Annotated in this window: 18 protein-coding genes and 1 pseudogene; 11 read left to right on the forward strand and 8 right to left on the reverse strand. The window is 63.1% G+C overall.

The window, feature by feature from the left end:
• Positions 1-35: 35 nt before the first annotated feature.
• Positions 36-1,097 (reverse strand): DNA repair protein, encoded by a 1,062-nt coding sequence (locus ACAX43_RS08885; RefSeq protein ID WP_370708018.1) that lies wholly within the window; start codon positions 1,095-1,097, stop codon positions 36-38.
• Positions 1,098-1,144: 47 nt separating this feature from the next.
• Positions 1,145-2,542, reverse strand: coding sequence for a cysteine--tRNA ligase (gene cysS / locus ACAX43_RS08890; protein ID WP_370708019.1), 1,398 nt, complete (start codon positions 2,540-2,542; stop codon positions 1,145-1,147).
• Between the two features lie 268 nt (positions 2,543-2,810).
• Between cysS and ACAX43_RS08895 the strand changes: the two genes are divergently transcribed.
• The 4 genes from ACAX43_RS08895 (at position 2,811) to ACAX43_RS08910 (ending at position 5,642) form a co-directional block, all read left to right on the forward strand.
• Entirely contained in the window at positions 2,811-3,539 is a 729-nt protein-coding gene (locus ACAX43_RS08895) for a tetratricopeptide repeat protein (RefSeq protein WP_370708020.1), read from the forward strand.
• 49 nt (positions 3,540-3,588) lie between these two features.
• A complete protein-coding gene (locus ACAX43_RS08900) occupies positions 3,589-4,170 on the forward strand; it encodes a peptidylprolyl isomerase (RefSeq protein ID WP_370708021.1) in 582 nt (193 codons plus the stop codon).
• Between the two features lie 143 nt (positions 4,171-4,313).
• Positions 4,314-4,808, forward strand: a complete 495-nt coding sequence (locus ACAX43_RS08905) for a peptidylprolyl isomerase (RefSeq protein ID WP_370708022.1) — start codon at positions 4,314-4,316, stop codon at positions 4,806-4,808.
• A 36-nt stretch (positions 4,809-4,844) separates the two neighbouring features.
• A complete protein-coding gene (locus ACAX43_RS08910; protein ID WP_370708023.1) occupies positions 4,845-5,642 on the forward strand; it encodes a UDP-2,3-diacylglucosamine diphosphatase in 798 nt (265 codons plus the stop codon).
• A gap of 98 nt (positions 5,643-5,740) precedes the next feature.
• Here ACAX43_RS08910 and cysE read toward each other — a convergent pair whose 3' ends face one another.
• Together cysE and ACAX43_RS08920 are read right to left on the reverse strand one after the other, a co-directional pair.
• Positions 5,741-6,586, reverse strand: a complete 846-nt coding sequence (cysE, locus tag ACAX43_RS08915) for a serine O-acetyltransferase (protein WP_370708024.1) — start codon at positions 6,584-6,586, stop codon at positions 5,741-5,743.
• A 179-nt stretch (positions 6,587-6,765) separates the two neighbouring features.
• Positions 6,766-7,602 carry an RNA methyltransferase gene (locus tag ACAX43_RS08920; RefSeq protein WP_370708025.1) on the reverse strand — a complete coding sequence of 279 codons (837 nt, stop codon included), beginning with the start codon at positions 7,600-7,602 and terminating at the stop codon, positions 6,766-6,768.
• Positions 7,603-7,957: 355 nt separating this feature from the next.
• Here ACAX43_RS08920 and ACAX43_RS08925 point away from each other — a divergent pair, with 355 nt between their 5' ends.
• The 4 genes and pseudogenes from ACAX43_RS08925 to ACAX43_RS08940 all read left to right on the forward strand — a co-directional run bounded on the left by ACAX43_RS08925 (position 7,958) and on the right by ACAX43_RS08940 (position 14,467).
• On the forward strand, positions 7,958-8,761 hold the full coding sequence (locus ACAX43_RS08925; protein ID WP_370708026.1) for an inositol monophosphatase family protein: 804 nt from the start codon (positions 7,958-7,960) through the stop codon (positions 8,759-8,761).
• A gap of 96 nt (positions 8,762-8,857) precedes the next feature.
• Positions 8,858-10,291: pseudogene (gene lplT / locus ACAX43_RS08930) on the forward strand (lysophospholipid transporter LplT); the annotation flags it as partial.
• Between the two features lie 158 nt (positions 10,292-10,449).
• The gene (gene mutS, locus ACAX43_RS08935) at positions 10,450-13,137 is read left to right on the forward strand and encodes a DNA mismatch repair protein MutS (RefSeq protein ID WP_370708027.1); all 2,688 of its coding nucleotides are present in this window, start codon (positions 10,450-10,452) and stop codon (positions 13,135-13,137) included.
• The gene (locus ACAX43_RS08940; protein ID WP_370708028.1) at positions 13,124-14,467 is read left to right on the forward strand and encodes a hypothetical protein; all 1,344 of its coding nucleotides are present in this window, start codon (positions 13,124-13,126) and stop codon (positions 14,465-14,467) included. Before mutS ends, ACAX43_RS08940 begins: the two co-directional genes overlap by 14 nt.
• On the opposite strand, the gene ACAX43_RS08945 is transcribed toward ACAX43_RS08940, so the two are convergent.
• Positions 14,447-14,989, reverse strand: a complete 543-nt coding sequence (locus tag ACAX43_RS08945) for a peptidylprolyl isomerase (protein WP_370708029.1) — start codon at positions 14,987-14,989, stop codon at positions 14,447-14,449. The two genes, ACAX43_RS08940 and ACAX43_RS08945, sit on opposite strands and share 21 nt — an antisense overlap.
• Positions 14,990-15,021: 32 nt before the next feature.
• Between ACAX43_RS08945 and ACAX43_RS08950 the strand changes: the two genes are divergently transcribed.
• Together ACAX43_RS08950 and ACAX43_RS08955 are read left to right on the forward strand one after the other, a co-directional pair.
• Positions 15,022-16,272 carry a JmjC domain-containing protein gene (locus tag ACAX43_RS08950; RefSeq protein WP_370708030.1) on the forward strand — a complete coding sequence of 417 codons (1,251 nt, stop codon included), beginning with the start codon at positions 15,022-15,024 and terminating at the stop codon, positions 16,270-16,272.
• Positions 16,273-16,505: 233 nt separating this feature from the next.
• The gene (locus ACAX43_RS08955) at positions 16,506-16,766 is read left to right on the forward strand and encodes a hypothetical protein (protein ID WP_093633513.1); all 261 of its coding nucleotides are present in this window, start codon (positions 16,506-16,508) and stop codon (positions 16,764-16,766) included.
• Between the two features lie 144 nt (positions 16,767-16,910).
• On the opposite strand, the gene ACAX43_RS08960 is transcribed toward ACAX43_RS08955, so the two are convergent.
• The 3 genes from ACAX43_RS08960 to ACAX43_RS08970 all read right to left on the reverse strand — a co-directional run bounded on the left by ACAX43_RS08960 (position 16,911) and on the right by ACAX43_RS08970 (position 20,578).
• Positions 16,911-19,181, reverse strand: coding sequence for an ATP-dependent DNA helicase (locus ACAX43_RS08960; RefSeq protein WP_370708031.1), 2,271 nt, complete (start codon positions 19,179-19,181; stop codon positions 16,911-16,913).
• A gap of 63 nt (positions 19,182-19,244) precedes the next feature.
• The gene (locus tag ACAX43_RS08965; RefSeq protein ID WP_370708032.1) at positions 19,245-19,463 is read right to left on the reverse strand and encodes a DUF465 domain-containing protein; all 219 of its coding nucleotides are present in this window, start codon (positions 19,461-19,463) and stop codon (positions 19,245-19,247) included.
• A 128-nt stretch (positions 19,464-19,591) separates the two neighbouring features.
• The gene (locus ACAX43_RS08970) at positions 19,592-20,578 is read right to left on the reverse strand and encodes a hypothetical protein (RefSeq protein ID WP_370708033.1); all 987 of its coding nucleotides are present in this window, start codon (positions 20,576-20,578) and stop codon (positions 19,592-19,594) included.
• A gap of 303 nt (positions 20,579-20,881) precedes the next feature.
• On the opposite strand from ACAX43_RS08970, the gene ACAX43_RS08975 reads away from it, so the two are divergent.
• Positions 20,882-23,233 carry a Tex family protein gene (locus tag ACAX43_RS08975; protein WP_370708034.1) on the forward strand — a complete coding sequence of 784 codons (2,352 nt, stop codon included), beginning with the start codon at positions 20,882-20,884 and terminating at the stop codon, positions 23,231-23,233.
• Positions 23,234-23,255 lie beyond the last annotated feature (22 nt).

Genomic DNA, 23,255 nt, shown 5'->3' on the forward strand with positions numbered 1-23,255 from the left:
TGATAGTTTATTGAGATGGTATCGCTTCTGGTTCTTCAGTAGTCGACCGGCAACGGATCGAGACTACGCCACATATACCAGGTCGCAACAGTGCGCCACGGTTCCCAGTTTGCCGCGACCTCACGCGCTTCGCTGCGCGTAACCGGTTCGCCGCTAAAGTAATTGACGCTGATCGCGCGGATCAGCCCCAGATCGTCGAGCGGCAGCACGTCCGGACGCGACAGATTGAAGATCAGGAACATTTCCGCGGTCCAGCGGCCGATGCCGCGGATCTGCGTGAGTTCGGCGATGACCGCCTCGTCTTCCATCGAGGTCCACTTGCCGACGTGCAACGCGCCAGAAACAAAGTGCTGCGCGAGATCAAGCACGTATTCCGCCTTGCGCCTGGACAACCCACACGCGGTGAGTTTGTCCTGACCGAGCTTGATGAACTGCTGCGGCACGAGTTTCGGGCACGCTGCCTCGACTTTCGCCCAGACCGCCTGCGCGGACGCCACCGAAATCTGCTGCCCGACCACCGAACGCGCAAGCGTGACAAACGGATCGCCGCGGCTCAGCAGATGCACCGGGCCGAATTTCGGAATCAGTTTCTTCAGAATGCGGTCGCGCTTGACGAGATCCGCACATGCCTTGTCCCAATACGCCGGGCGCGTGACCTCAGGCGTGAGGCCACCGATCTGAACCGGCACCGCGACTTCGACATCGCTCGCGGCTTCGCCGCCCGCACTTGCGGACGCGCGCGTCTTGCGCACCACTTCACCTTCGTGCGTGTCGCGCGCGAGCGCCTGCACGTCGCCAGCGAGTTCGGCGGGCAATGCGCCATTGCTTTTTGCGCGCGGCGCCCGCGACGCTTTAGCGCGCGGCGAAGCGGACACGGGCGCCGAAGCGCCGTTCAGCGCGCGCTTGACCGCGGCCTTTTTCGCGGCACCCGCCGCCGCGCTCGTGCCGGTCTTTGCCGCCACCCCGACGGCTTTCGACGATGCCTTCTTTACCGCGCCGCTACCCGTGCGAGCCGACGTTCGTGTCGACTTTGCCGCGGCTGCCGCGTTTGTTTGAGACGTAGCGCGTTTAGCCGGCGTCTTCGTGGCCGTTGCCATCCTGCCTCCTGCCTGGCGAGTCGATCAAAGGGAAGTACGAGGTGCGCTCACACGCGCCGCCACTCGGTCAACCCGCCGGGTTTGTCTTCAAGTGCAACGCCGGCCTCGAGCAATTCCGCCCGGATCCGGTCTGCTGCCGCATAGTCCTTCGCCTGCTTGGCGGCCACGCGCGCGGCGATCTTCGCCTCGATCGCGGCAACTTCGAGCGCGCCTTCCGCGGCGGCGCCCGCAGCCTGCTGCAGGTATGCACGCGGCTCGCGGCCGAGCAGCCCGATCACCTGCGCGAGCGAGCGCAATTGACGAGCCAGCGCGGGGTCGCGCGTGCGGTTCACTTCAGTTGCCAACTCGAACAACACCGACACTGCAACCGGCGTGTTGAAGTCGTCGTTCATTGCTGCCTGGAAACGTTGCGCGTGCGCTTCGTTCCAGTCGATCTCCACACCGTCCGGCGCGACGTCTTTTAGCGCGGTGTACAACCGTGCCAGCGCGTTGCGGGCGTCGTCGATATGCACGTCGCTGTAATTCAACGGCGAACGGTAATGCGCGCGCGCGATAAAAAACCGCACGACTTCGGCATCGTACTGCGCCAATACTTCCCGGATCGTAAAGAAGTTGTTCAACGACTTCGACATCTTCTCATTGTCGATCTGCACGTAGCCGTTGTGCATCCAGTAATTGACGAACGTTTGTCCGGTCGCAGCTTCGCTCTGCGCGATCTCGTTCTCATGGTGCGGAAACTGCAGGTCCTGACCGCCGCCGTGAATGTCGAACTGATTGCCGAGCAACGTGCAACCCATGGCCGAGCATTCGATATGCCAGCCGGGCCGGCCGCGCCCATATCGGGACTCCCAGCCGGTGTCGGCGGGTTCGTCCGGCTTCGCCTGTTTCCACAGCACGAAGTCGAGCGGGTCCTGCTTCGCGTCGTTGGCGGCGACGCGTTCGCCCGCCCGTAGATCTTCAAGCGACTTGCCCGACAGCTTGCCGTAGCCCGCGAACCTGCGCACCGCGTAGTTCACGTCGCCGTCGCTCGCCTGATACGCGTAGCCGTTCGCCTCGAGCGTCTCGATCATGCCGAGCATCTGCGGAATGAAATCGGTGGCGCGCGGCTCCAGATCGGGCCGCTCGATGCCGAGCGCGTCCGCGTCTTCATGCAACGCCTTGATGAAGCGATCGGTCAGCGATTTGATCGTTTCGCCGTTCTCGACCGCGCGCCGGATGATCTTGTCGTCAATATCCGTGATATTGCGCACGTAGGTCACGTCGTAACCGAGCGTGCGCAACCACCGCTGCACGATGTCGAACACGACCATCACCCGCGCATGACCGACGTGACAATAGTCGTACACGGTCATCCCGCAGACGTACATCCGCACGACGCCATCTTGCATCGGCACGAAAGTTTGCTTGTCACGCGCGAGCGTGTTGTAGATGCGCAGTGATTCCATAGAGAACGGTGCGTGGGCCGAAAGAAATCCGCAATGTGTTTCGTGCTGTTTCGTGCATGAGGCGCCCCGCGAGAAGACGGCGGGTGCGTTCTGTACTGCCGCTTTGTACTACAACACGCACAGCAGCAAACCGGTGCACCTGGTGCGGCGGTCAGGCTGCGATCAAGGCGGAGACGACCACGAGTGGCGAAAAGACAGTTTGCGGTTCGACGGAACGCGCAGACCTTTTGTTAGAATGGGTCGGAGTATAACATCCAGACCTGAGCCTATGAAACCTTCCAGCGGCCGCGCGCGCAGCGCTGCGACCCTCGCCGCGACGGCATTCTGCGCCGTCGCCCTCACGGTCTTGCCGGGCACTGCCGCGTACGCGCAGAAAACCGCCACGATACCGTCAGGCCCCGCCGTGCGCGACAATACGCCGGAGATCGACGCGTCGATTGCGCAGAAGAACTGGGAAGCCTCGCTCACCCAGCTCGACGCGCGCATCGCCTCGAATCCGCGTGACGCGCAGGCGAAGTTCAAGCGCGGCGCGGTGCTGGCCCATCTGAATCGCGACGACGAGGCGATCGCCGCGTTCACCGAACTCACGCAAACGTATCCCGAGCTGCCCGAGCCGTATAACAACCTGGCGGCGCTCTATGCGAAGCACGGCCGTTATGCCGAAGCACGCGCGGCGCTGGAAACGGCGACCAAGGTGAATCCGGGCTACGGCCTCGCGTACGAAAATCTCGGCGACCTGTATCTGCGCATGGCGAACGAAGCCTACCGTCGCGCGCAGAGCCTCGGCAACGCGAGCGCCACGACCTCGCAGCGCCTCGCGGACATCCAGAAGATCGTCTCGCCGCCCAGGACCAAAGCGCCGGCGAAGAAAGCGGCCGTCACGCCTGACGACTACACCACGCGCGCCACCTCGAACATGACGCAGACGCCGAGCTTCCAGTACGGCGGCTCGAATGGCTCGCTCGCCATGCCGCCCTACATGGCGCCGTCGAGATAAGGCCGTCAGAATTTCCGGCAACACGTTTTTTCCAACCCCGAGGATCTTCATGAAATGGTTGATGTTGGCGCTCGGCAGCGCCGCCCTGATCGCAAACGCCCCCGCCTTTGCCCAGTCCGGTTCGCAGGCCACGCATCCGTCCGTCCTCCTCAAGACCACGGAAGGCGACATCCGCGTCGAGTTGTTTCCTGAGAAGGCGCCGAAGTCGGTCGCGAACTTCCTCGACTACGTGAAGTCCGGCCAGTACAGCGGCACGATTTTCCACCGCGTGATTCGCGGCTTCATGATTCAGGGCGGCGGCTATACCCAGAGCTTTGCTGAGAAGCCCACGCGCGCGCCGATTCCGCTCGAAAGCCGTAACGGTCTGAAGAACACGGCCGGCACGCTCGCGATGGCGCGCACCAGCGATCCGAATTCGGCCACCGCGCAGTTCTTCATCAACACAGTGGATAACGCCGGTCTCGACTATCCGAATCCGGACGGCAACGGCTACGCAGTGTTCGGCAAGGTCACGAGCGGCATGGACGTCGTGAAGAAGATCGAAAGTACGTCCACCACCACGCGCGGCCCGATGAGCGACGTGCCGCAAAAGCCGATCGTGATCGAGTCGGCCACGGTTGTCGGCAAGTAAGAGCAGGAAAGACAGCACGAAAGCAGGCTGCACAAGAATGCGTACGCGCTAAATCTACGCCCCCGGCGCGGCCCGTCGTCATCGCATTTCACCTGACGAGCGGCCGCGCCTTTTACCCACCCCGTTCATCAAAGGATTCCATCATGGTTGAACTGCATACGAACCACGGCGTCATCAAACTCGAACTGGACGCTGAAAAGGCGCCGAAGTCGGTTGAGAACTTCCTTAACTACGTGAAGGCCGGTCACTACGACAACACCGTGTTCCATCGCGTGATCGACGGCTTCATGATCCAGGGCGGCGGTTTCGAACCCGGCATGAAGCAGAAGCCGACAGCTGAAGCCATCACCAACGAAGCGAACAACGGCCTGAAGAATGTCAACGGCTCGGTCGCGATGGCTCGCACGAACGACCCGCATTCGGCGACCGCGCAATTCTTCATCAACGTGAACGACAACGACTTCCTGAACCACTCGTCGCCGACGCCGCAGGGCTGGGGCTACGCCGTATTCGGCAAGGTGGTCGAAGGCATGGACATCGTCGAGAAGATCAAGAAGGTCAAGACGGGTTCGAAGGGCTTCCATCAGGACGTGCCGGCCGACGACGTCGTGATCGAAAAAGCGGTGATCGTCGACTGAACGTCGGCTCGTTTGAACTGAAATCAGGCACCTTCAATGCTGCAAGAAACGCCGCTGCGAAGCGTCGCCGCGGGCGTGCCTGGCGAGGGCAAACGCCCGCACGCCGCACGCCCGTTTTTTCTCCTCTCCGATATTCATCTGAGCGAGGCGATTCCGCGCACGGTCGCCGCGTTCGAGCACTTCATCCGCGTCACGGCCGAGCAGGCCGATTCGGTTTTCATTCTCGGCGACCTGTTCGAGTACTGGATCGGCGACGACATGCTCGTCGAGCCGTTCGTCGCGCGTATGGCGGCGCTGCTGCACACGTTGTCGGAGCGCGGCATCGGGCTCTACATCATGCACGGCAACCGCGACTTTCTGCTGGGCAAGCGCTTCATGAAAGCGGCCGGCGCGATCTGGCTGCCCGATCCGTTCGTGATCACGGCCTTCGGCACGCGTATTGCCCTCGCCCACGGCGACGGGTTGTGCACCGCGGATCGCGGCTATCAATATTTCCGGCGCTTTGCGCGCAGCCGTGTCGCCCAGATGCTGTTTCTCGCGTGGCCGTTTCGCTGGCGTCAGGCGCTTGCGGAAAACATGCGTTCGAAAAGCGAGCAAGGCCGTTCGCGGCCGGTCTCACCGAAGTATGACGTGACACCGAAGGGCGTCGCCGCGTTATTCAAGTCGTCGAAAACGGCCACGATCATCCATGGGCACACGCATCGGCCGGCGCGGCATCGCGAACCGGGCGGCACGCGCTGGGTGTTGCCGGATTGGGATCTCGACCACGGCGAGCGCCGTGGCGGTTATCTGCGGGTCGACGCGGAAGGGATTCGGGCGTTGCCGCTGGATTGATTGGCGCCAAGGCAAGCGCCGGAGGACGATGTCGCTCCGTGTGTGCCGCGTGCGAACATCGGTTGCGGGTGTCTCGCAGGACGCATTCTCGCGAAACATTAGCGCTCCGCCACCGCCCCTTCCGCCTTTCCAGCGATCGCGGCCGACAGGCGCCGCAGATCGAGCAGCGCCGCATCGGCGCCTTGCAGCCCTTCCAGACTCGTGCCCAGCCGCTCCAGCGCGCCGACAATCTCGTCGATGCGCTTCGCCTGCGTGGCCGCGTGATCGATCAGGCCATGAATCGCCAGCGACACCGGATCGTCCGCATTCGGCGTGATGCCATATGCACAGAATGCGGTGCTTTCGGCCGTACGTTTTGCGTCGCGCGAAGCACCGCTGGAGTCGGCATTGGCCGCGGCCGAACCCTCAGCGGCAGCCACGGCAGCCGCCGCCGGGACGATGATCCGTGCCGGATTACCCACCGCCGTGCCACGTGCCGGTACTGGCTTCGTGACCACTGCGTTCGAGCCGATCTTCGCGTCCGCGCCGATCGTAAAACCGCCGAGCACCTTCGCCCCGGCGCCGACGATCACGCCTCGCTCAAGCGTGGGATGCCGCTTCGCCCCGCGCGTGAGGGACGTGCCGCCGAGCGTCACGCCCTGGTAGATCGTGCAGTCGTCGCCGATTTGCGCGGTCTCGCCGATCACCACGCCCATGCCGTGATCGATGAACACGCGGCGGCCCAACGTCGCACCCGGATGGATTTCGATGCCCGTGATGAAGCGCGCCATCTGCGAGATGAAACGCGCGAGCCAACGGCGTTTAGCCTGCCAGCAGGCATGCGCGAGCCGGTGCAGCACGAGCGCGTGCAGACCCGGATAACACGTCAGAACTTCCCAGGCGCTGCGGGCGGCGGGATCGCGCTCGCGGATCGTGGCGATGTCTTCGCGAAGTCTCGTGAACATGGCAGGGACTGTGTCGTGGGAGAAAAACCCGCATGCGTGAAACACCACGCACGGCGGATGGCTTGCCGCATAGCAGATCGGCAGCTTTGCTTAGAACGTTTGGAGCGATTGTAGGGCGATTGCGCGAAACCTGCCGGAAGCCCACGCTGCCGGCAAGGTCGTCGATTGGGGCGTGGCCCTTAAGACGCGTCGCCGCCCGGTGGTTGGGTCTTCAGCAGAATGTGCTTGGCGATGCCGCGCACGATATTCACTTCCTCCCGCTCCAGCCCCGAACGCGCGAACAGGCGCCGCAACCGCGACATCAGTTTTTTCGGATTGGCCGGATCGAGAAACTCGAGCGCGACCAGTGCGCTTTCCAGATGGGCGTACATGCTTTCGATTTCGTCGCTCGCTGCTCGCGCGCCGACCGGCTCGCCCAACCCTGAGCCGGCTTGAACCGATGCAGGCGCCGAGCCCATTGCGTCATCAGCGGACAAATACGCCGTGCGCAATTCATACGCCAACACCTGCACAGCCTGCGCCAGATTGAGCGAACTATAGGCAGGATTGGCCGGAATATGCGCAAGCGCGCTGCAACGCTCGACGTCCTCGTTCGACAAGCCGGTGCGCTCGTTGCCGAACACCAATGCGATCTCGCCCTGCGCCGCCTGCTCGCGCGCGACACCGGCCGCGGCACGCGGCGTCCATTGCGGCGGCCCATATTCGCGCAGCCGCGCGGTCATCGCGATCGACCAATGCACGCCGTTCAACGCATCGGCGAGCGTCGGCACGACGTGCGCGGACGCCAGCACGTCGTCGGCACCACTCGCCATCGCGATGGCTTCCGGATCGCTCTGCACATGCGGCACGCGCGGCGACACCAGCACGAGGCGCGAGAACCCCATGGTTTTCAGCGCACGCGCCGCGGCGCCGACGTTGCCGGGATGGCTGGGTTCGACGAGCACAAAGCGCGTCGATGTGAAACCGCCGCGGAGGTCGGCCACGGCAGGATCGGAAGAATGGTGAGTGTGTTCCACGATGGAATTCGCCAGGCTAAAGAACGCGTATGGTAGCGCCAACCCGCGCCGCCTCCGAATTGCACGGCGCCCACGTGCAAAACCGCATTAACAGATGCGAAGAACTCACGCCAGGCAGCAACCGCTGCCGCGGCGCCCCGGACTCAGGTAAAATACCGATATTCGCGCCCGGCTTTGCATGGGCGCTTCGTTCTTATTCAATTCGTCTCCGTCGGCGGAATGCGCACCGGGTCCTGTATCGGACGTGCGTTCCGTGCTGTTTCCGCGCCCATCTTTGATGGCGCTCAATTAGCGCTCATCCAGCGCTCATTTACCGGTAAGCAGCCGTGCTGCCCCGGCACAAGGATCCAGTCTCATGCATCCCATGCTCAATATCGCTGTGAAGGCCGCGCGCCGCGCAGCCCAGATCATCACTCGCGCGTCGCTCGACCTCGATCTCCTCCAGGTCAGCAAGAAACAGCACAACGATTTCGTCACGGAGGTCGACAAAGCGTCTGAAGCGGCGATCATCGATACGCTCAAAACCGCCTACCCCGATCACGCGATCCTCGCCGAAGAATCCGGCAAGTCGGACAACGAGTCCGAATATCAGTGGATCATCGATCCGCTCGACGGCACCACCAATTTCATCCACGGTTTCCCATATTACTGCGTGTCGATCGCGCTCGCCCATAAGGGCATCGTGACGCAATCCGTGATCTACGATCCGACCCGCAACGACCTGTTCACTGCTTCGCGCGGCCGCGGCGCGTTCCTGAACGATCGCCGCATCCGTGTCGCCAAGCGTGACCGCCTGGCTGACGGCCTGATCGGCACGGGCTTCCCGTTCCGCGAAAAAGACGGCCTCGAAGCTTACGGCCGCCAGTTCGCTGAAATGACCGAAGCCTGCGCCGGCCTGCGCCGTCCGGGCGCGGCCGCGCTCGATCTGGCAAACGTCGCTGCCGGCCGTATGGACGGCTTTTTCGAACAGGGCCTGAATCCGTGGGACGTCGCCGCGGGCAGCCTGCTGATCACGGAAGCCGGCGGTCTGGTCGGCAATTACACGGGCGACTCGGACTTCCTCCACATCGGCGAAATCGTCGCGGGCAATCCGAAGGTCTACGCGCAGATGATCCCGATCCTGTCGCGCTATAGCCGTACGCGCCAGCAATCGGCTTAAGGTCTCAGGTCTGCGGACGCGGGGCCGCTATCCGGCCGGCTCGGCCGCTTCGGCCTCGGGAAAAAGAAAAAGCGGCTTCGGCCGCTTTTTTGTTGGCCCGCCTGCATCGGGCGGGCGTTCGTGCTACAAAGCGGGAAGCCGCGCCGGCACGCTGGATCGCCGGCTGCGTTTCGCGCGTTTTCGCAGCGTCCTGCTTCGCGTCAGACTTTCGCGCAGTTTCCGATCTGCTTCATGAAAAAAGGCTTCTACACCATCATCGCGGCGCAGTTCATTTCGTCGCTTGCGGACAATGCACTGCTGATCGCCGCCATCGCCTTGCTATCGGTGATCCGCTCGGCCGCCTGGGTCACGCCGATGCTGCAGATCTTCTTCACCGTCTCCTATGTGTTGCTCGCACCGTTTGTCGGCGCTTTCGCCGATGCGATGCAAAAGCGGCACGTCATGTTCGTTTCCAACGCCTTGAAGGCGAGCGGTTGCCTGATGATGATCGCCGGCGTCCATCCGATGATTGCGTACGGCGTGGTCGGGTTCGGCGCCGCCGCGTATTCGCCGGCCAAATACGGCATTCTCACCGAGCTCCTGCCCGCGGAAAAACTCATCAAGGCGAACGCGTGGCTCGAATCGGCCACCGTTCTGTCGACCATTGTCGGCACGATGGTCGGGGGCGCCCTGATCAGCACGCTCGCCGATAAATTCGTCGCGCATGCCCATTTGCCGCTGATCCGCTCCTCCGCCGATCTGGCGATGTTCGCGGTGATGGTCACTTACGCGATCGCCGCGGCGATCAACATCTTCATTCCGGACACGGGCGCGCGTTATCCGAACCGCCTCACCGAGCCGCAGAAACTGGTCGGCGACTTCTATCACTGTTTCAATGTGCTGTGGGCCGACAAGCTCGCGCAGATCGCGCTATGGGTCACGACGCTGATGTGGGGCGGCGCGGTCACACTGCAATTGCTGGTGCTCAAATGGGCGAACGTCAACCTCGGGCTGTCGCTGTCGAAGGCGGCGGTGATGCAAGGCGTCACGGGGCTCGGCATCGCCGTCGGCGCATCTGGCGCGGCCGCGCTGATTCCGTTGCGCAGCTCGCTGCGCGTGCTGCCGATCGGCATCCTCACCGGCGCGGTAGCGATCGCCGTGGCGTTCTACAACAAGGACCTGTTTCCGGCGGGCGCCGGCATTCGCATCGGTTCGTATGTCCTGCCGATCTATCTCCTGCTCGCCTATCCGCTGATGATCCTGCTCGGCGCGCTGTCCGGGTTCTTCATCGTGCCGATGAACGCGATTCTCCAGCATCGCGGCGCAACGCTGCTCACCGCGGGTCATTCCATCGCCGTGCAGAATTTCAACCAGAATCTGGCCGTGCTGCTGATGCTCGGCGCCTACGCGCTGCTGCTGACGGCGAAGATGCCGGCCCAATGGATCATCGTCGTGTTCGGCAGTTTCATCACGTTCATGATGTGGCTCGCCAAACGGCGCAGCGCGGTGAATGAGCGCACGGTGGATATGCGGGCGCTGATGGAGGAGTGAAGATGCAATGGCCGCGCGGCGAGCTCGGGTGAGCTAGTTCAAGAGTTTGCGCGGCGGCATGGGGTGTGCATGGCGATTGGCCGTCCGGCCAGGGTCCGCTCGCCACGCCGGCAGGTTAAACTCACGCCCTGAACAGCTAACGCAAAAAGACACCGAGGATGGGCATTCAAACCGCAGCGGCCAACGACGTCGCACAACACACGCCGATGATGCAGCAGTATCTCCGCATCAAGGCGGATCATCCGGGCACGCTGGTGTTCTACCGGATGGGCGATTTCTACGAGCTCTTTTTCGACGATGCGGAAAAAGCCGCGCGCCTGCTCGATTTAACGCTTACGCAGCGCGGCGCGTCGGGAGGCAATCCGATCAGGATGGCGGGCGTGCCGCATCACGCGGTCGAACAGTATCTGGCCAAGCTGGTGAAGCTTGGCGAATCCGTCGCGATTTGCGAACAGATCGGCGATCCGGCTACGTCGAAAGGCCCTGTCGAGCGCAAGGTGATGCGTGTGGTGACGCCGGGCACGCTGACAGATGCAGCGCTGCTGTCCGACAAGAGCGACGTCTTCCTGCTGGCCATGTGCGTCGCGCACAACCGCCGCGGCGTTGCGACCAGCGTCGGGCTTGCGTGGCTGAATCTGGCGAGCGGCGCGTTGCGTCTCGCCGAAGTCGCACCCGACCAGGTGGCCGCCGCGCTCGAACGGATTCGTCCCGCGGAAATTCTGGTGGCCGACACCGGCGCCGATTCGGCGAACTGGACGCCGCCCGTGAACGCCGGCGCCCTCACCCGCGTACCGGTCTGGCACTTCGACATCGCTTCGGGCACGCAGCGCCTGTGCGACCAGCTGGAAGTGGCTGGCCTCGACGGCTTTGGCGCGCATTCGCTGACCGCGGCATGCGGCGCGGCCGGCGCGTTGCTGCTGTATGCGGCGGCCACGCAAGGCCAGCAACTGCGCCACGTGCGTAGTCTGAAAGTCGAATACGAATCCGAATATATCGGGCTCGACCCTGCCACGCGCCGCAATCTCGAACTCACGGAAACGCTGCGCGGCACTGAATCGCCCACGCTATGCTCGCTGCTCGACACCTGCTGCACGACGATGGGCAGCCGTCTGCTGCGTCACTGGCTGCATCATCCGCCGCGTGAAGCCGCCGTGGCTCAAGCACGTCAGCAAGCCATCGGTGCGTTGCTCGACGCGCCGCCGGGCGCGAGCGTCGATTCGCTACGCGGCGCGTTGCGGCAGATTTCCGATATCGAACGAATTACAGGGCGTCTGGCGCTGCTGTCGGCGCGGCCACGCGATCTATCGAGCCTGCGCGATACGTTCATCGCATTGCCCGAGCTGCGTACGCAGCTCGCGGCCGTTTCGTCCAATGCGGATTCGCTGGCACGCATCGAGGCGTCGCTGGAACCACCGCAAGCGTGCGTCGAGCTGCTCAAGCGTGCGGTCGCGCAGGAGCCGTCCGCCATGGTGCGCGACGGCGGCGTGATCGCACGCGGCTACGACGCGGAACTCGATGAGTTGCGCGATATTTCGGAGAACTGCGGGCAGTTCCTGATCGACCTCGAAACGCGCGAACGGGCACGCACCGGCATCGGCAATCTGCGCGTCGAGTACAACAAGGTGCACGGCTTTTATATCGAAGTCACGCGCGGCCAGACGGACAAAGTGCCGGACGACTATCGCCGCCGTCAGACGCTGAAAAACGCCGAGCGCTACATCACGCCGGAACTGAAAACCTTCGAAGACAAGGCGCTGTCCGCGCAAGACCGCGCGCTGGCCCGCGAACGCTCGCTCTACGACGCGTTGCTGCAAGCACTGCTGCCATTTATCCCGGACTGTCAGCGGGTCGCCGCGGCGCTCGCCGAGCTCGATCTGCTCGCGGCTTTCGCCGAACGCGCCCGCGCGCTCGATTGGGTCGCGCCCACGTTTTCGCCGGATACCGGCATCGAAATCGAACAGGGTCGGCATCCGGTCGTCGAGGCGCAGGTCGAGCAGTTCATCGCCAATGACTGCACACTCACCCCCGAACGCAAACTGCTGCTGATCACCGGCCCGAACATGGGCGGTAAATCGACTTTCATGCGGCAGACCGCCTTGATCGCGCTGCTTGCCTATGTCGGCAGCTATGTGCCGGCACGGCGCGCGGCATTCGGGCCGATCGACCGGATCTTCACGCGCATCGGCGCGGCCGACGATCTGGCCGGCGGCCGTTCGACCTTCATGGTCGAGATGACGGAAGCGGCAGCGATCCTGAACGACGCCACACCGCAAAGTCTGGTTTTGATGGACGAAATTGGCCGCGGCACGTCGACCTTCGACGGCCTCGCGCTGGCCTGGGCCATCGCCCGGCATCTGCTTGCGCACAACGGCTGCCATACGCTGTTCGCCACGCACTACTTCGAGTTGACGCAGTTGCCGGCCGAGTTTCCGCACGCGGCCAATGTGCACCTCTCGGCGGTCGAGCATGGGCACGGCATCGTGTTCCTGCATGCGGTCAGCGAAGGGCCGGCCAATCAGAGTTACGGTCTGCAGGTCGCGCAATTGGCCGGTGTTCCCAGCGCGGTGATTCGCGCGGCGCGCAAGCATCTCGCGCATCTCGAACAGCAATCGGCGGCACAACCCGCGCCGCAACTCGATCTGTTCGCAGCACCCATGCCGATGCTGGTCGAAGACGCCGACGACGAACGCGATGGCAAGCCGCAAACGGCGGCGGCATCGCCGGCCATGCAGGCGCTCGTCGAGCGTCTGCGCGCGATCGATCCGAACGATCTGCGGCCGCGCGAAGCGCTCGATCTGCTGTACGAATTACACGAGCTGGCCGCCGCGCCGGATGCAGATCATTGACGCACACAGACCTTCGCCGCGCCCGCGCACATTTTGCGCGGCGCTGACCTTTGCCGTCATGATCACGGGCAGCTTCGTGCCGCTCGTGTCGTTCGCACGCGCCGAAGCGCCGCGCTACGCCTTCGCGGTCATTGCCAACACGATGCAAAGCCCAGCGGACGAAGCACCCACGCAGCGCCTGATCGAAGCGATCAGCCGGGAGCGCGAAGTGTTGTTCATCGTCTATGACGGCAATCTGAAGGGCGCGAAAGAAGCCTGCCGCGACGCGTTATACGAACGGCGTCACGCGCTCCTCGACACGTCGCGGCGCGCCCTTTTTTTCATTCCGGGCCAGCATGACTGGGCCGACTGCGGCGCCGCTGAAGCCGGCGCCTTCGATCCTGTCGAACGACTCGATCAGTTGCGTCAAACATGGTTCGCCGACGCCGCCTCGATGGGACAGGCCCCGATTGCGTTGACGCGTGAGAGCGAAGTGTCGCGCTTTCGTCCGTATCGCGAAAACATTCGCTGGCAAGTTGGCGATACCGTGTTCGTCGGCCTGAACGCGCCGAGTCCGAATAATCACTATCTGACCGCCGGCGGCCGCAATGGCGAATTCGAAGATCGCGTGATCGCCAATGCATTCTGGCTCGAACACGCCGCCGAATACGCGAAACGCCGCGACGCGCGCGCGATAGTCGTGTTCATTCAGGGCGACCCTGATCCGGAGCGCTACGAACGGCCCGACCGGTTCGCATGGCTGCGCTTTACACGCAACTCGCGCCGCGACGGTTTTCTGGAGTTCAAACGCAGCCTCGTCAAACTCGCGCAGATTTTTCGCGGACCGGTACTCGTGATTCATTGCGACGACGAACGCGCGAGCGCCGGCTTCGTGATCGATCAGCCGCTACGGAATGACAAGGGGATGCTGGTGACGAATCTCACGCGCGTCGCGCTTGCGCCGCATGATCGTCTTAACCAGTGGATTCAGATTGAAGCAGATCTGGGCAGGAAACCGCCGTTCCGCGTGAGTGTGCGCGACGTGCCAAGGCAAATGCCGATGCCCACGGCACCGCCTGTGCCGCCGCGCGAAGAGCAGGCAGCGTCGATGCCGGCCGTGCCTGCGCTCGGGCCCGCTTCCGAGTTGCCGCCGCTGTTCCAGACGCCCGGCCAGTCACAGCCAGATCAGCAACCACCGGATCAGCAGCAACGCAGGCCTGCGGATGAAGGCGGCGGCGAGTATGGGCCCGCTATGTCCGCCCCGCCGCCAGGCCCGATCATTTTGCCGCATGGACCGGGCCCTTCAAGCGCGCCCGGTGTACCTGCAAGCTCAGTGCAGCGTGGGCCCTGACTTGTCGTCTTCGGCTTCGTCGTCGTCTTCATCGAGGACTTCGAGACCGTCCGCGCCATGCGCATGCTCATGCTGGATTTCGTCTTCAGTTGCCGGACGCACGTCCTTGACGGTCAGCGCAAAACGCAGCGCCATGCCGGCGAGCGGATGGTTGCCGTCGAGTACGACTTTGTCTTCCGCTACGTCGGTCACGACGTAGACGAGCGAATCGAGATCCTCGTCGCCTTCTTCCGGCGTGCCTTCGAATTGCATGCCGACTTCAAGCGGTTCCGGGAAGCGATCGCGCGGCTCGATCTTCACGAGATCGGGATCGTACTCACCGAACGCGTCTTGCGGCTCGAGCTGGACCTGGGTCTCGAAGCCGGCCTCATGGCCGTCGAGCTCTTCCTCGATCTTGGGGAACGTGCCATCATAGCCGCCGTGCAGATAGACCATCGGTTCGTCGCTTTCTTCAATCAGATTGCCCTGCGCATCCGACAGCTTGTAAGCGACCGACACGACGGTGTTCTTTGCGATTTTCATTCGATTCTCCAGAATACAACTCACATTATACGATGCCCAAGCGGCCCACTGACCACCCGGCCGATGCAGCTTCGGCACGGAATTCTTCACCGGCTTCAAAGCCGCCGCTCCCTCGCCTGCCGCCCTCTCCCGACACGCCCACGCCGCTGCTCGGCAATCTGACACCGTCGCAATTCATGCGCCGGTACTGGCAAAAGAAGCCGCTGCTGATCCGCCAGGCGATCCCGAACGTGGAGGCGCCGCTGTCGCGCGACGAGTTTTTCGAGCTAGTCGATCAGGACGAGGTCGAAGCGCGCCTGATCACTCACTTTCGCAACAAATGGCAACTGGAGCACGGCCCGTTCGCGCCGGACGAACTGCCGTCGGTGAAGCAGCGCGCATGGACGCTGCTCGTACAAGGCGTGGACCTCCACGACGATCGCGCGCGGGCCTTGCTCGATCGCTTCCGCTTCGTGCCGGACGCGCGCCTCGATGACCTGATGATTTCGTATGCGACCGACGGCGGCGGCGTGGGCCCCCACTTTGATTCCTACGATGTGTTTCTTTTGCAAGTAAAAGGTAAGCGCCGCTGGCGCATCGGGGCGCAGAAAGATTTGACATTGCAGCCCGGCTTGCCTTTGAAAGTTTTACAGCATTTCGAAGCGGAAGAGGAATGGCTGCTCGAGCCCGGCGACATGTTGTACCTGCCGCCGCATATCGCCCATGACGGTGTCGCAGAAGGCGAATGCATGACCTGTTCGATCGGTTTTCGCGCACCTTCGGCGGGCGAGTTAACCGCGCAATTCCTCTACCATCTGGCCGAGCGCGGCGAGTCGGCCGCACGACCCCAAGCGCTTTACCGCGATCCACAACAACCCGCCGTCGATCGTCCGGCAGAGTTGCCAGACGCATTGATCGAAAGAGTTGGCGCGATCCTTGCTCGAGTCAAATGGAATGAGCAGGACATTGCTTCGTTTCTGGGCACTTATCTCAGCGAACCGAAGCCAAGCGTCGTCTTCGATACACCGCAACGGCCGCTTAATGAAGCCCGTTTCATCAGCCAGGCGTCGAAGTCCGGCATTCGGTTGGACCGCAGGACTAATTTGTTGTACAACCGTCGTTTTTTCTTCGTAAATGGAGAGGAAACATCGTTTGACGGCGCGAAAAAGTGGCTGTTTGACCTCGCTAATTACCGCTGTATGAGTGCGAAACGCTTTGTAACACTCTCGCACGATTCATCGGTGACAGCACTGCTGCACGAGTGGTATTGTGCGGGCTGGATAGAAGTGGGCGAGCTTGCGTAACTCTGCCTGCTTGTTATACCGTACTGTGAAATTTTGTATGAGAAAGACAACGTATTGACCCCGGATTTATGGATTGTCAGTACAAAAGTGCATATAATTTCCGCCCAAGCCGTAGGGAAGATTCCAGCTCGTTAAAAAGAGCGTCTCCACCAGCGGCCCGGGTCGGTGTTGGAGCACATTTACCGGTATTATTTTGCGCTGTTGCTTACCTTTAACCATAAAAGGACGTGATCATGAAGAAATCCCTCCTCGTAGCATCCCTGTTGGCAGCTGTGGCACTGGCTGCATGCAACAAGAGCAACGATCAAGCCGCTGCCCCGGCTAGCGACGCAGCTGCTGCTTCGGCACCGGCTGCTGCAGCTTCGGATTCGGCTGCTGCTGCATCGGGTGCGGCTGCTGCTGCGAGCGACGCTGCTGCTTCGGCTACGACCGCTGCTTCGGACGCAGGCGCTGCTGCTTCGGCTGCTGCTCCGGCTTCGGGCGCAAGCCAGTAAGCTGTCGCATAGGGTTCGCCTCCGGGCGAAAGCTGCATCGGGAAATCACCTCGATTTCCCGGGCAGTAAAGCAAAACGCCACGGATTCACGTCCGTGGCGTTTTGTCATTCAGGAGCCGCTTTTACAACGGCATCCACTCATACTTATTGAGCCGGCGTTGCGCGCTCTTCGAAGAACTCGCGCACTACCTCGATCTCACGCGTGCGTTTGAACGGTGGCAGGCTCTGCCAGATACGGCGCCCATACGGTTTGTCGACGAGACGCGTGTCGCAGATCATCAACACGCCGCGATCGGTCTCAGCGCGAATCAGACGGCCTGCGCCCTGCTTCAGCGTAATGACGGCCTGCGGCAACTGATGGACGGCGAACGGGCTCAACCCTTTCCTGGTCAGCGCGTCGAGGCGCGCCGACAAGACCGGGTCATCGGGCGGCGCGAACGGCAGCTTGTCGATCACCACCAGCGACAGCGCATCGCCACGTACGTCCACCCCTTCCCAGAAGCTCTGACTACCCACCAGAATTGCATTGCCGTACGCACGGAAGCGATCGAGCAACTCGGTGCGGCTTGCGTCGCCCTGCACGAGCAGCGGATAGTCCCAGCCGCGCGCTTCGATGGTGTCGCGCAACTTGGCCGAGATGCGGTCCACTGCGCGCAACGTCGTGCACAACATGAACACGCCGCCCCCCGATGCTTCGATCGCGGGCAACGCAGCGTCGAACACGGCGTCGGTAAACATCGGCGATGAAGGTTGCGGCAAATTGCGCGGCACATACAGCAGCCCTTGTGTCGGATAGTCGAAGGGACTGGGCAGCGTCATCGAACGTTTTGCGTTCAGGCCCATCTGCGCCGCATAGTGCGAGAAGTCGCCACGCACCGACAACGTGGCCGACGTGAAGATCCACGCGCGCGGTACGCCCGCGCGCTGCTTTGCGAAAATCGGAGCAACCGACAGCGGTGTTTCGTGCAACTGCACCGTGTGCGCGAAGACTTCAATCCAGCGCACCTTTTCGTTCGGATCGGCGCGCTCAGCCTTGACGTCCGCTGAGGCTGCGTCCGCCGTCGCGCGCTCGGTCTCGGTGGGCGGCGTCGTCCAGCCCGCGAGCACGCCTTGCAACTCGCGCGCGCGCCGCAAACACGCGCCGAGCGATTCGGCGCGCTCGGCCTGACCGGCCAACGCGGAAGCCAATGCGTCGAGCTCGGCTTCGAGCGTCTCGAGCGCGGGAAATAACGGATGATCGTCGGGCAGCTGGCCGATCGACAGACGCACCGAGTCTTCCTTAAAGGCAAGCCGCACGTCACGCGCGGCGCGTTCGAGTGTCGAGCCGAGCTTCACCCAGTCGACCGATTCCCGCGCATGTCCCAAACCTTCAGCCACACAATCGCGGGCGAGCTCGAGGAATTGCGTGGTAGAGAGCGTCTCGCCGAAAAACAGCGTCGCGGTTTCCGGCAATTGATGCGCTTCGTCGAAGATAACGGTGTTGGCCGTAGGCAGCAATTCAGCCATGCCGGTATCGCGCAACATGATGTCGGCGAAAAACAGATGGTGATTGACCACCACGATGTCGGCCTGCTGCGCCTCGCGGCGCGCCTGCATCACGAAGCACTCCTTGTGATGCGGGCACTCCTGGCCAAGACAGTTTTCACGCGTCGACGTAACCATCGACCACACCGCGGCTGTTTCCGGCACACTCGCGAGCTCTGCCTTGTCCCCGGTGCGCGTGATCTTGGCGAACCGGACGATGTCCTGCAGATACGAGGTTTCCTGGCGCGACGGCAGACGGCCGTTATCCGCTGTGCGCTGCAGATAGTAATGGCACAGATAGTTCGCGCGGCCCTTGAGCATCGCCACCGTGACCGGCACGGCGAGCGCATCGCGCACGGTCGGAATGTCGCGCTGAAAGAGCTGATCCTGCAAATGCTTGGTGCCGGTGGAGACGATCACCTTGCCGCCCCACAGCATGGCCGGCACGAGATACGCATAAGTCTTGCCGGTGCCTGTCCCCGCCTCCACGATCAGCGTGTTTTCACTGCCGTCGAGACCGTTCGGTCCGTCGGTTTCGGGCGCTTCGGCTGCAGCATCGCCGCCTGGCGACGGGAGACGCCGCGCCGGACGCTTTTGCGCTTCGAACATGGCGGGCTCGGGCATCGCGCGGCCCGACGCTTCCATCGCCGCGGCGACAGCGCGCGACATCTCGATCTGCGACGCACGCGAGCGGTAGCCGTCGATCTGACGGGCAAGCAGGCCGTTGTCGGCGAAAATATCGTCCAGTTCGGCCACGCGGCGTGGATTCAACGACGCGGAGAGCGCAGACGCGTTAGGACGTGGCGCCGCTGCGCCGGCCACCGGAACGCCGGCCGCCGGAGCGTCGTCGGCCACCGTGGCGCGTGGTGAAGTTTCAAGCGATGAATTCAAAGCAAGCGTTTCCTGCAAAGTCCGGCGCGCATGGCACGACCCGGCGCCTGCCAGGCCGCGAACTCAGGCGCGTACGTCCGGTTCGAGCTGCAATTGCAGCAAGATGATGGTGTCCTTGACTTTGAGTTTGCGCTTTTTCAGGCGCTGCAACTCGAAGTCGTCGATGCCGAGCTCATCCGACATTCGGTCGATCAAGCGATCGAGCCCACTATGCTCCGATTCCAGCTGCAGAATACGGTCGCGAAGTGTGTCTGTGGTGATGACGTGATGTTGATCGCGCATGCTCGCCTCCTCTCGTAAGCGGCACAGGCTGCGTGGCGCAGCCCGGTGCCTGAGATTGCTGTCCGGCCTAAAACGCGTTACGGCGACGACTGCCCCGCTACAACCCTACCGAGCCTGCTACAGCACCGCTACTGTTGTTGTTGTTGCTGTTGCTGCTTTTGCTGTTCTTCAAGTTGCTGCTGCTGTTTCAACTGGTCCTGACGTTTCTGCTCGGCTTTCTCGGCGGCCTGCTTCTGACGCGCCTCGACATCGGCTTTATGCTGCGCCGCGTCGGCCTGCTTCTGCTCAAAGCTCTTCTGCTTCTGCACGCGCTCCTGCGCCTTTTGTGCGCCCTGCCGGCGTGCCTCGTCGAGCTTGCGCTGGAAGTCGCCCTGTTTCTGATCGTACGCCTGCTGGTTGGCCGCGGCTTGCGACGGGCTGATACCGCGCTGCGCCTGATCCAGCGCATGCTGGCGCAGCTTGTCCTGATAGGCTTGTGCGTTGGCGCTGCGCTGCGGCGCCTCGGCCTTGCGCTGTGCCTGGTCAAGCTGGTGTTGACGCTGCTTGTCCTCGTATGCCTGCGCGTTACGCGCGTCATCGGCGGCCCGTTGGGGCGCGCTCGCTTCGTCTCTCGCGCGCTTGAGCGCAGCCTGCTCATCACGCTCGCGGGCATGCTGGACGCGCTGTTCACCGTCGAGCGCGAGCTGTTCCTTGCGGATGTCGGCCTGCACCGAGCGCATACCGTCGCGCGCCTTGTTCAGGCAGTGGTTGACGAAGAACTTGCTGTAGCAGTTGTGCTCGGCTACGGCGTAGCGGTAGTTGTTTTCCGCACCACGCTGATCGAGGACTTTTTGCCGCGCGTCGAATGCATTGTCCGACGCTTGCACGTTATCGGCATTGTCCGCGCTCGCAGCGTTCGCGGGATTGGCGGCCTGCATGGCGCCGGTCGTGCCCGCGGCCTGCGCACCCGACGCGGCGGCCGGTGCGAAACTCTCTGCGGGCCGCACCGCACTGCTGCCGAGCGGCACTGCGGACTGCGCCGCGGCCGGCGCCGACATGGCCAGCGCAGCGGCCATGACGCACGAGGCACACGAGGCGAAATACATCCCATGGGACGTAAGCACGGACTTGAACACGGACCGCGCCGCCGATATCAGCGAGGTGAGGGGCGAACGCAATAAAGCCGGCGGCAGTTGTGACAAGCGAGAGACCAAGCGGGAGCCCAAGCGGTTGAGGGACAAGGAGATCGGCAACGTCGTAGAGGGTCAACGGAACATGCCCGAAATTCTATCACCCTGCGGTTGAGCCCTTTGGCATTTATGGCAAAATGCCCCGCTCCAGCAACCTGGTCGCAGCGCGCACGCCAGGCGTGGCGCCACGTGCCCTCACGTGCGGTTACCGCGCGGCCTTTGATTGAGCAGCAGGAACACCAAGACCTTATGACGGAAACCGTAGCACTCAAGATCGTACAGCGCATCGCCGCCGAACTGTCCGTCCAGCCGCGCCAGGTCGCGGCCGCGGTGCAACTTCTCGACGAAGGAGCGACTGTTCCGTTCATCGCCCGTTACCGGAAGGAAGTGACCGACAATCTCGACGACACGCAGCTGCGTAACCTCGAGGAACGCCTGCTGTATCTGCGCGAGCTGGAAGACCGGCGCGCGTCGATCATCGCGAGCATCGACGAACAGGGCAAGCTTACCGACGAGCTACGCACCGCGATCGAAGGCGCCGACAGCAAGCAGGTGCTGGAAGACCTGTATCTCCCTTATAAGCCCAAGCGCCGCACGCGTGCGCAGATCGCCCGCGAGGCCGGCTTGCAGCCGCTCGCCGATGCGCTCCTGGCCAATCCCCTGCTCGACCCGCAAACCGAAGCCGCCGCCTACGTGGACGCCGAGAAAGGTGTCGCCGACGTCAAGGCCGCGCTCGACGGCGCGCGCGACATTCTCTCCGAACAGTTCGGCGAAACCGCCGATCTGCTCGGCAAGCTGCGCGATTACCTGTTCAATCAGGGCGTGCTGTCGTCGAAAGTGGTCGAAGGCAAGGAAAACGCGGAAGAAGAAAAATTCCGCGACTATTACGACTATGCGGAAACCATCAGAACCGTACCGTCGCATCGCGCGCTGGCCTTGTTCCGCGGACGCAATGCGGGCGTGCTGATGGTCAAGCTCGGCTTGGGTGAAGAGCTCGACGCGCAGGTGCCGCATCCGGGTGAAGCGCTGATTGCACGCCACTTCGGCATTGCCAATCAGAACCGCCCGGCCGACAAGTGGCTCTCCGACGTGTGCCGCTGGTGCTGGCGCGTGAAGGTGCAGCCGCACATCGAAAACGAACTGCTGACCAATCTGCGCGACGAAGCCGAGCACGAAGCAATTCGCGTGTTCGCGCGCAATCTGAAAGACCTGCTGCTGGCCGCTCCCGCAGGCCCGAAGGCCGTGATCGGCCTCGATCCGGGCATGCGCACCGGCGTGAAAGTCGCGGTGGTCGATCGGACTGGCAAGGTGCTCGCCACCGACGTGATTTATCCGCACGAGCCGCGCCGCGACTGGGACGGCTCGCTCGCCAAGCTCGCGCGCATCTGCGCGCAAACCCAGGCTGAGTTGATCAGTATCGGCAACGGCACTGCATCGCGCGAAACGGACAAGCTCGCGAGCGAACTGATCGCGCGTCATCCGGAGTTCAAGATGCAGAAGATCGTCGTCTCCGAAGCCGGCGCGTCGGTGTACTCGGCCTCCGAACTCGCGGCGAAGGAATTCCCCGACATGGACGTGTCGCTGCGCGGCGCCGTGTCGATTGCACGCCGCCTGCAAGATCCGCTCGCGGAACTGGTGAAAATCGAGCCGAAGGCCATTGGCGTCGGCCAATACCAGCACGACGTGAATCAGCGCGAACTGGCCCGCTCGCTGGATGCCGTGGTCGAGGATTGCGTGAATGCAGTCGGCGTGGATGCCAATACGGCATCGGTCGCGCTGCTGGCGCGCGTGTCGGGTCTGAATGCCACGTTGGCTCGCAACATCGTCGACTATCGCGATGCGAACGGCCCGTTCCCGTCTCGCGAACATCTGCGCAAGGTGCCGCGCCTCGGCGACAAAACGTTCGAACAGGCCGCCGGGTTCTTACGCATCAACAACGGCGAGAATCCGCTCGACCGCTCGTCGGTGCACCCGGAAGCGTATCCGGTCGTCGAACGGATGCTCGCGAAGATCAGCAAGCATGTCGGTGAAGTGCTCGGCAATCGCGACGCACTGCGCGGCCTGTCGCCGGCGGAATTCGTCGACGAACGTTTCGGCCTGCCGACCGTGCGCGACATTCTGCTGGAACTCGAAAAGCCGGGCCGCGACCCGCGCCCCGAGTTCAAGACCGCGACCTTCCGCGAAGGCGTCGAGAAGGTCAGCGATCTGACGCCGGGCATGGTGCTCGAAGGCGTCGTGACGAACGTCGCGGCCTTCGGGGCGTTCATCGACATCGGTGTGCATCAGGACGGTCTGGTGCACGTGTCGGCGATGTCGACGAAGTTCATCAAAGACCCGCACGAAGTCGTCAAAGCCGGCCAGATCGTCAAGGTGAAGGTGCTTGAAGTCGACGTGAAGCGCCAGCGTATCGCGCTGACCATGCGTCTGGACGACGAGTTCGGCGCGGCGGCGGCCCCGCGCAGCGCTGGCGGCGCCCAGCAGGATCGCGGCGGCGCCGGCCGCTCGGGCGGCGGTGGACGCGGCGCGCAGCAACCGCGCTCGCGTGAGCCGGAAGCCGGCGGCGCAATGGCTGCGGCATTCGCCAAGCTCAAGCAGAAGTAAGCTCGCTCGTCAGTGTGCGATT

Source organism: Paraburkholderia sp. IW21 (genome assembly GCF_041321145.1).
Taxonomy (GTDB): Bacteria; Pseudomonadota; Gammaproteobacteria; order Burkholderiales; family Burkholderiaceae; genus Paraburkholderia.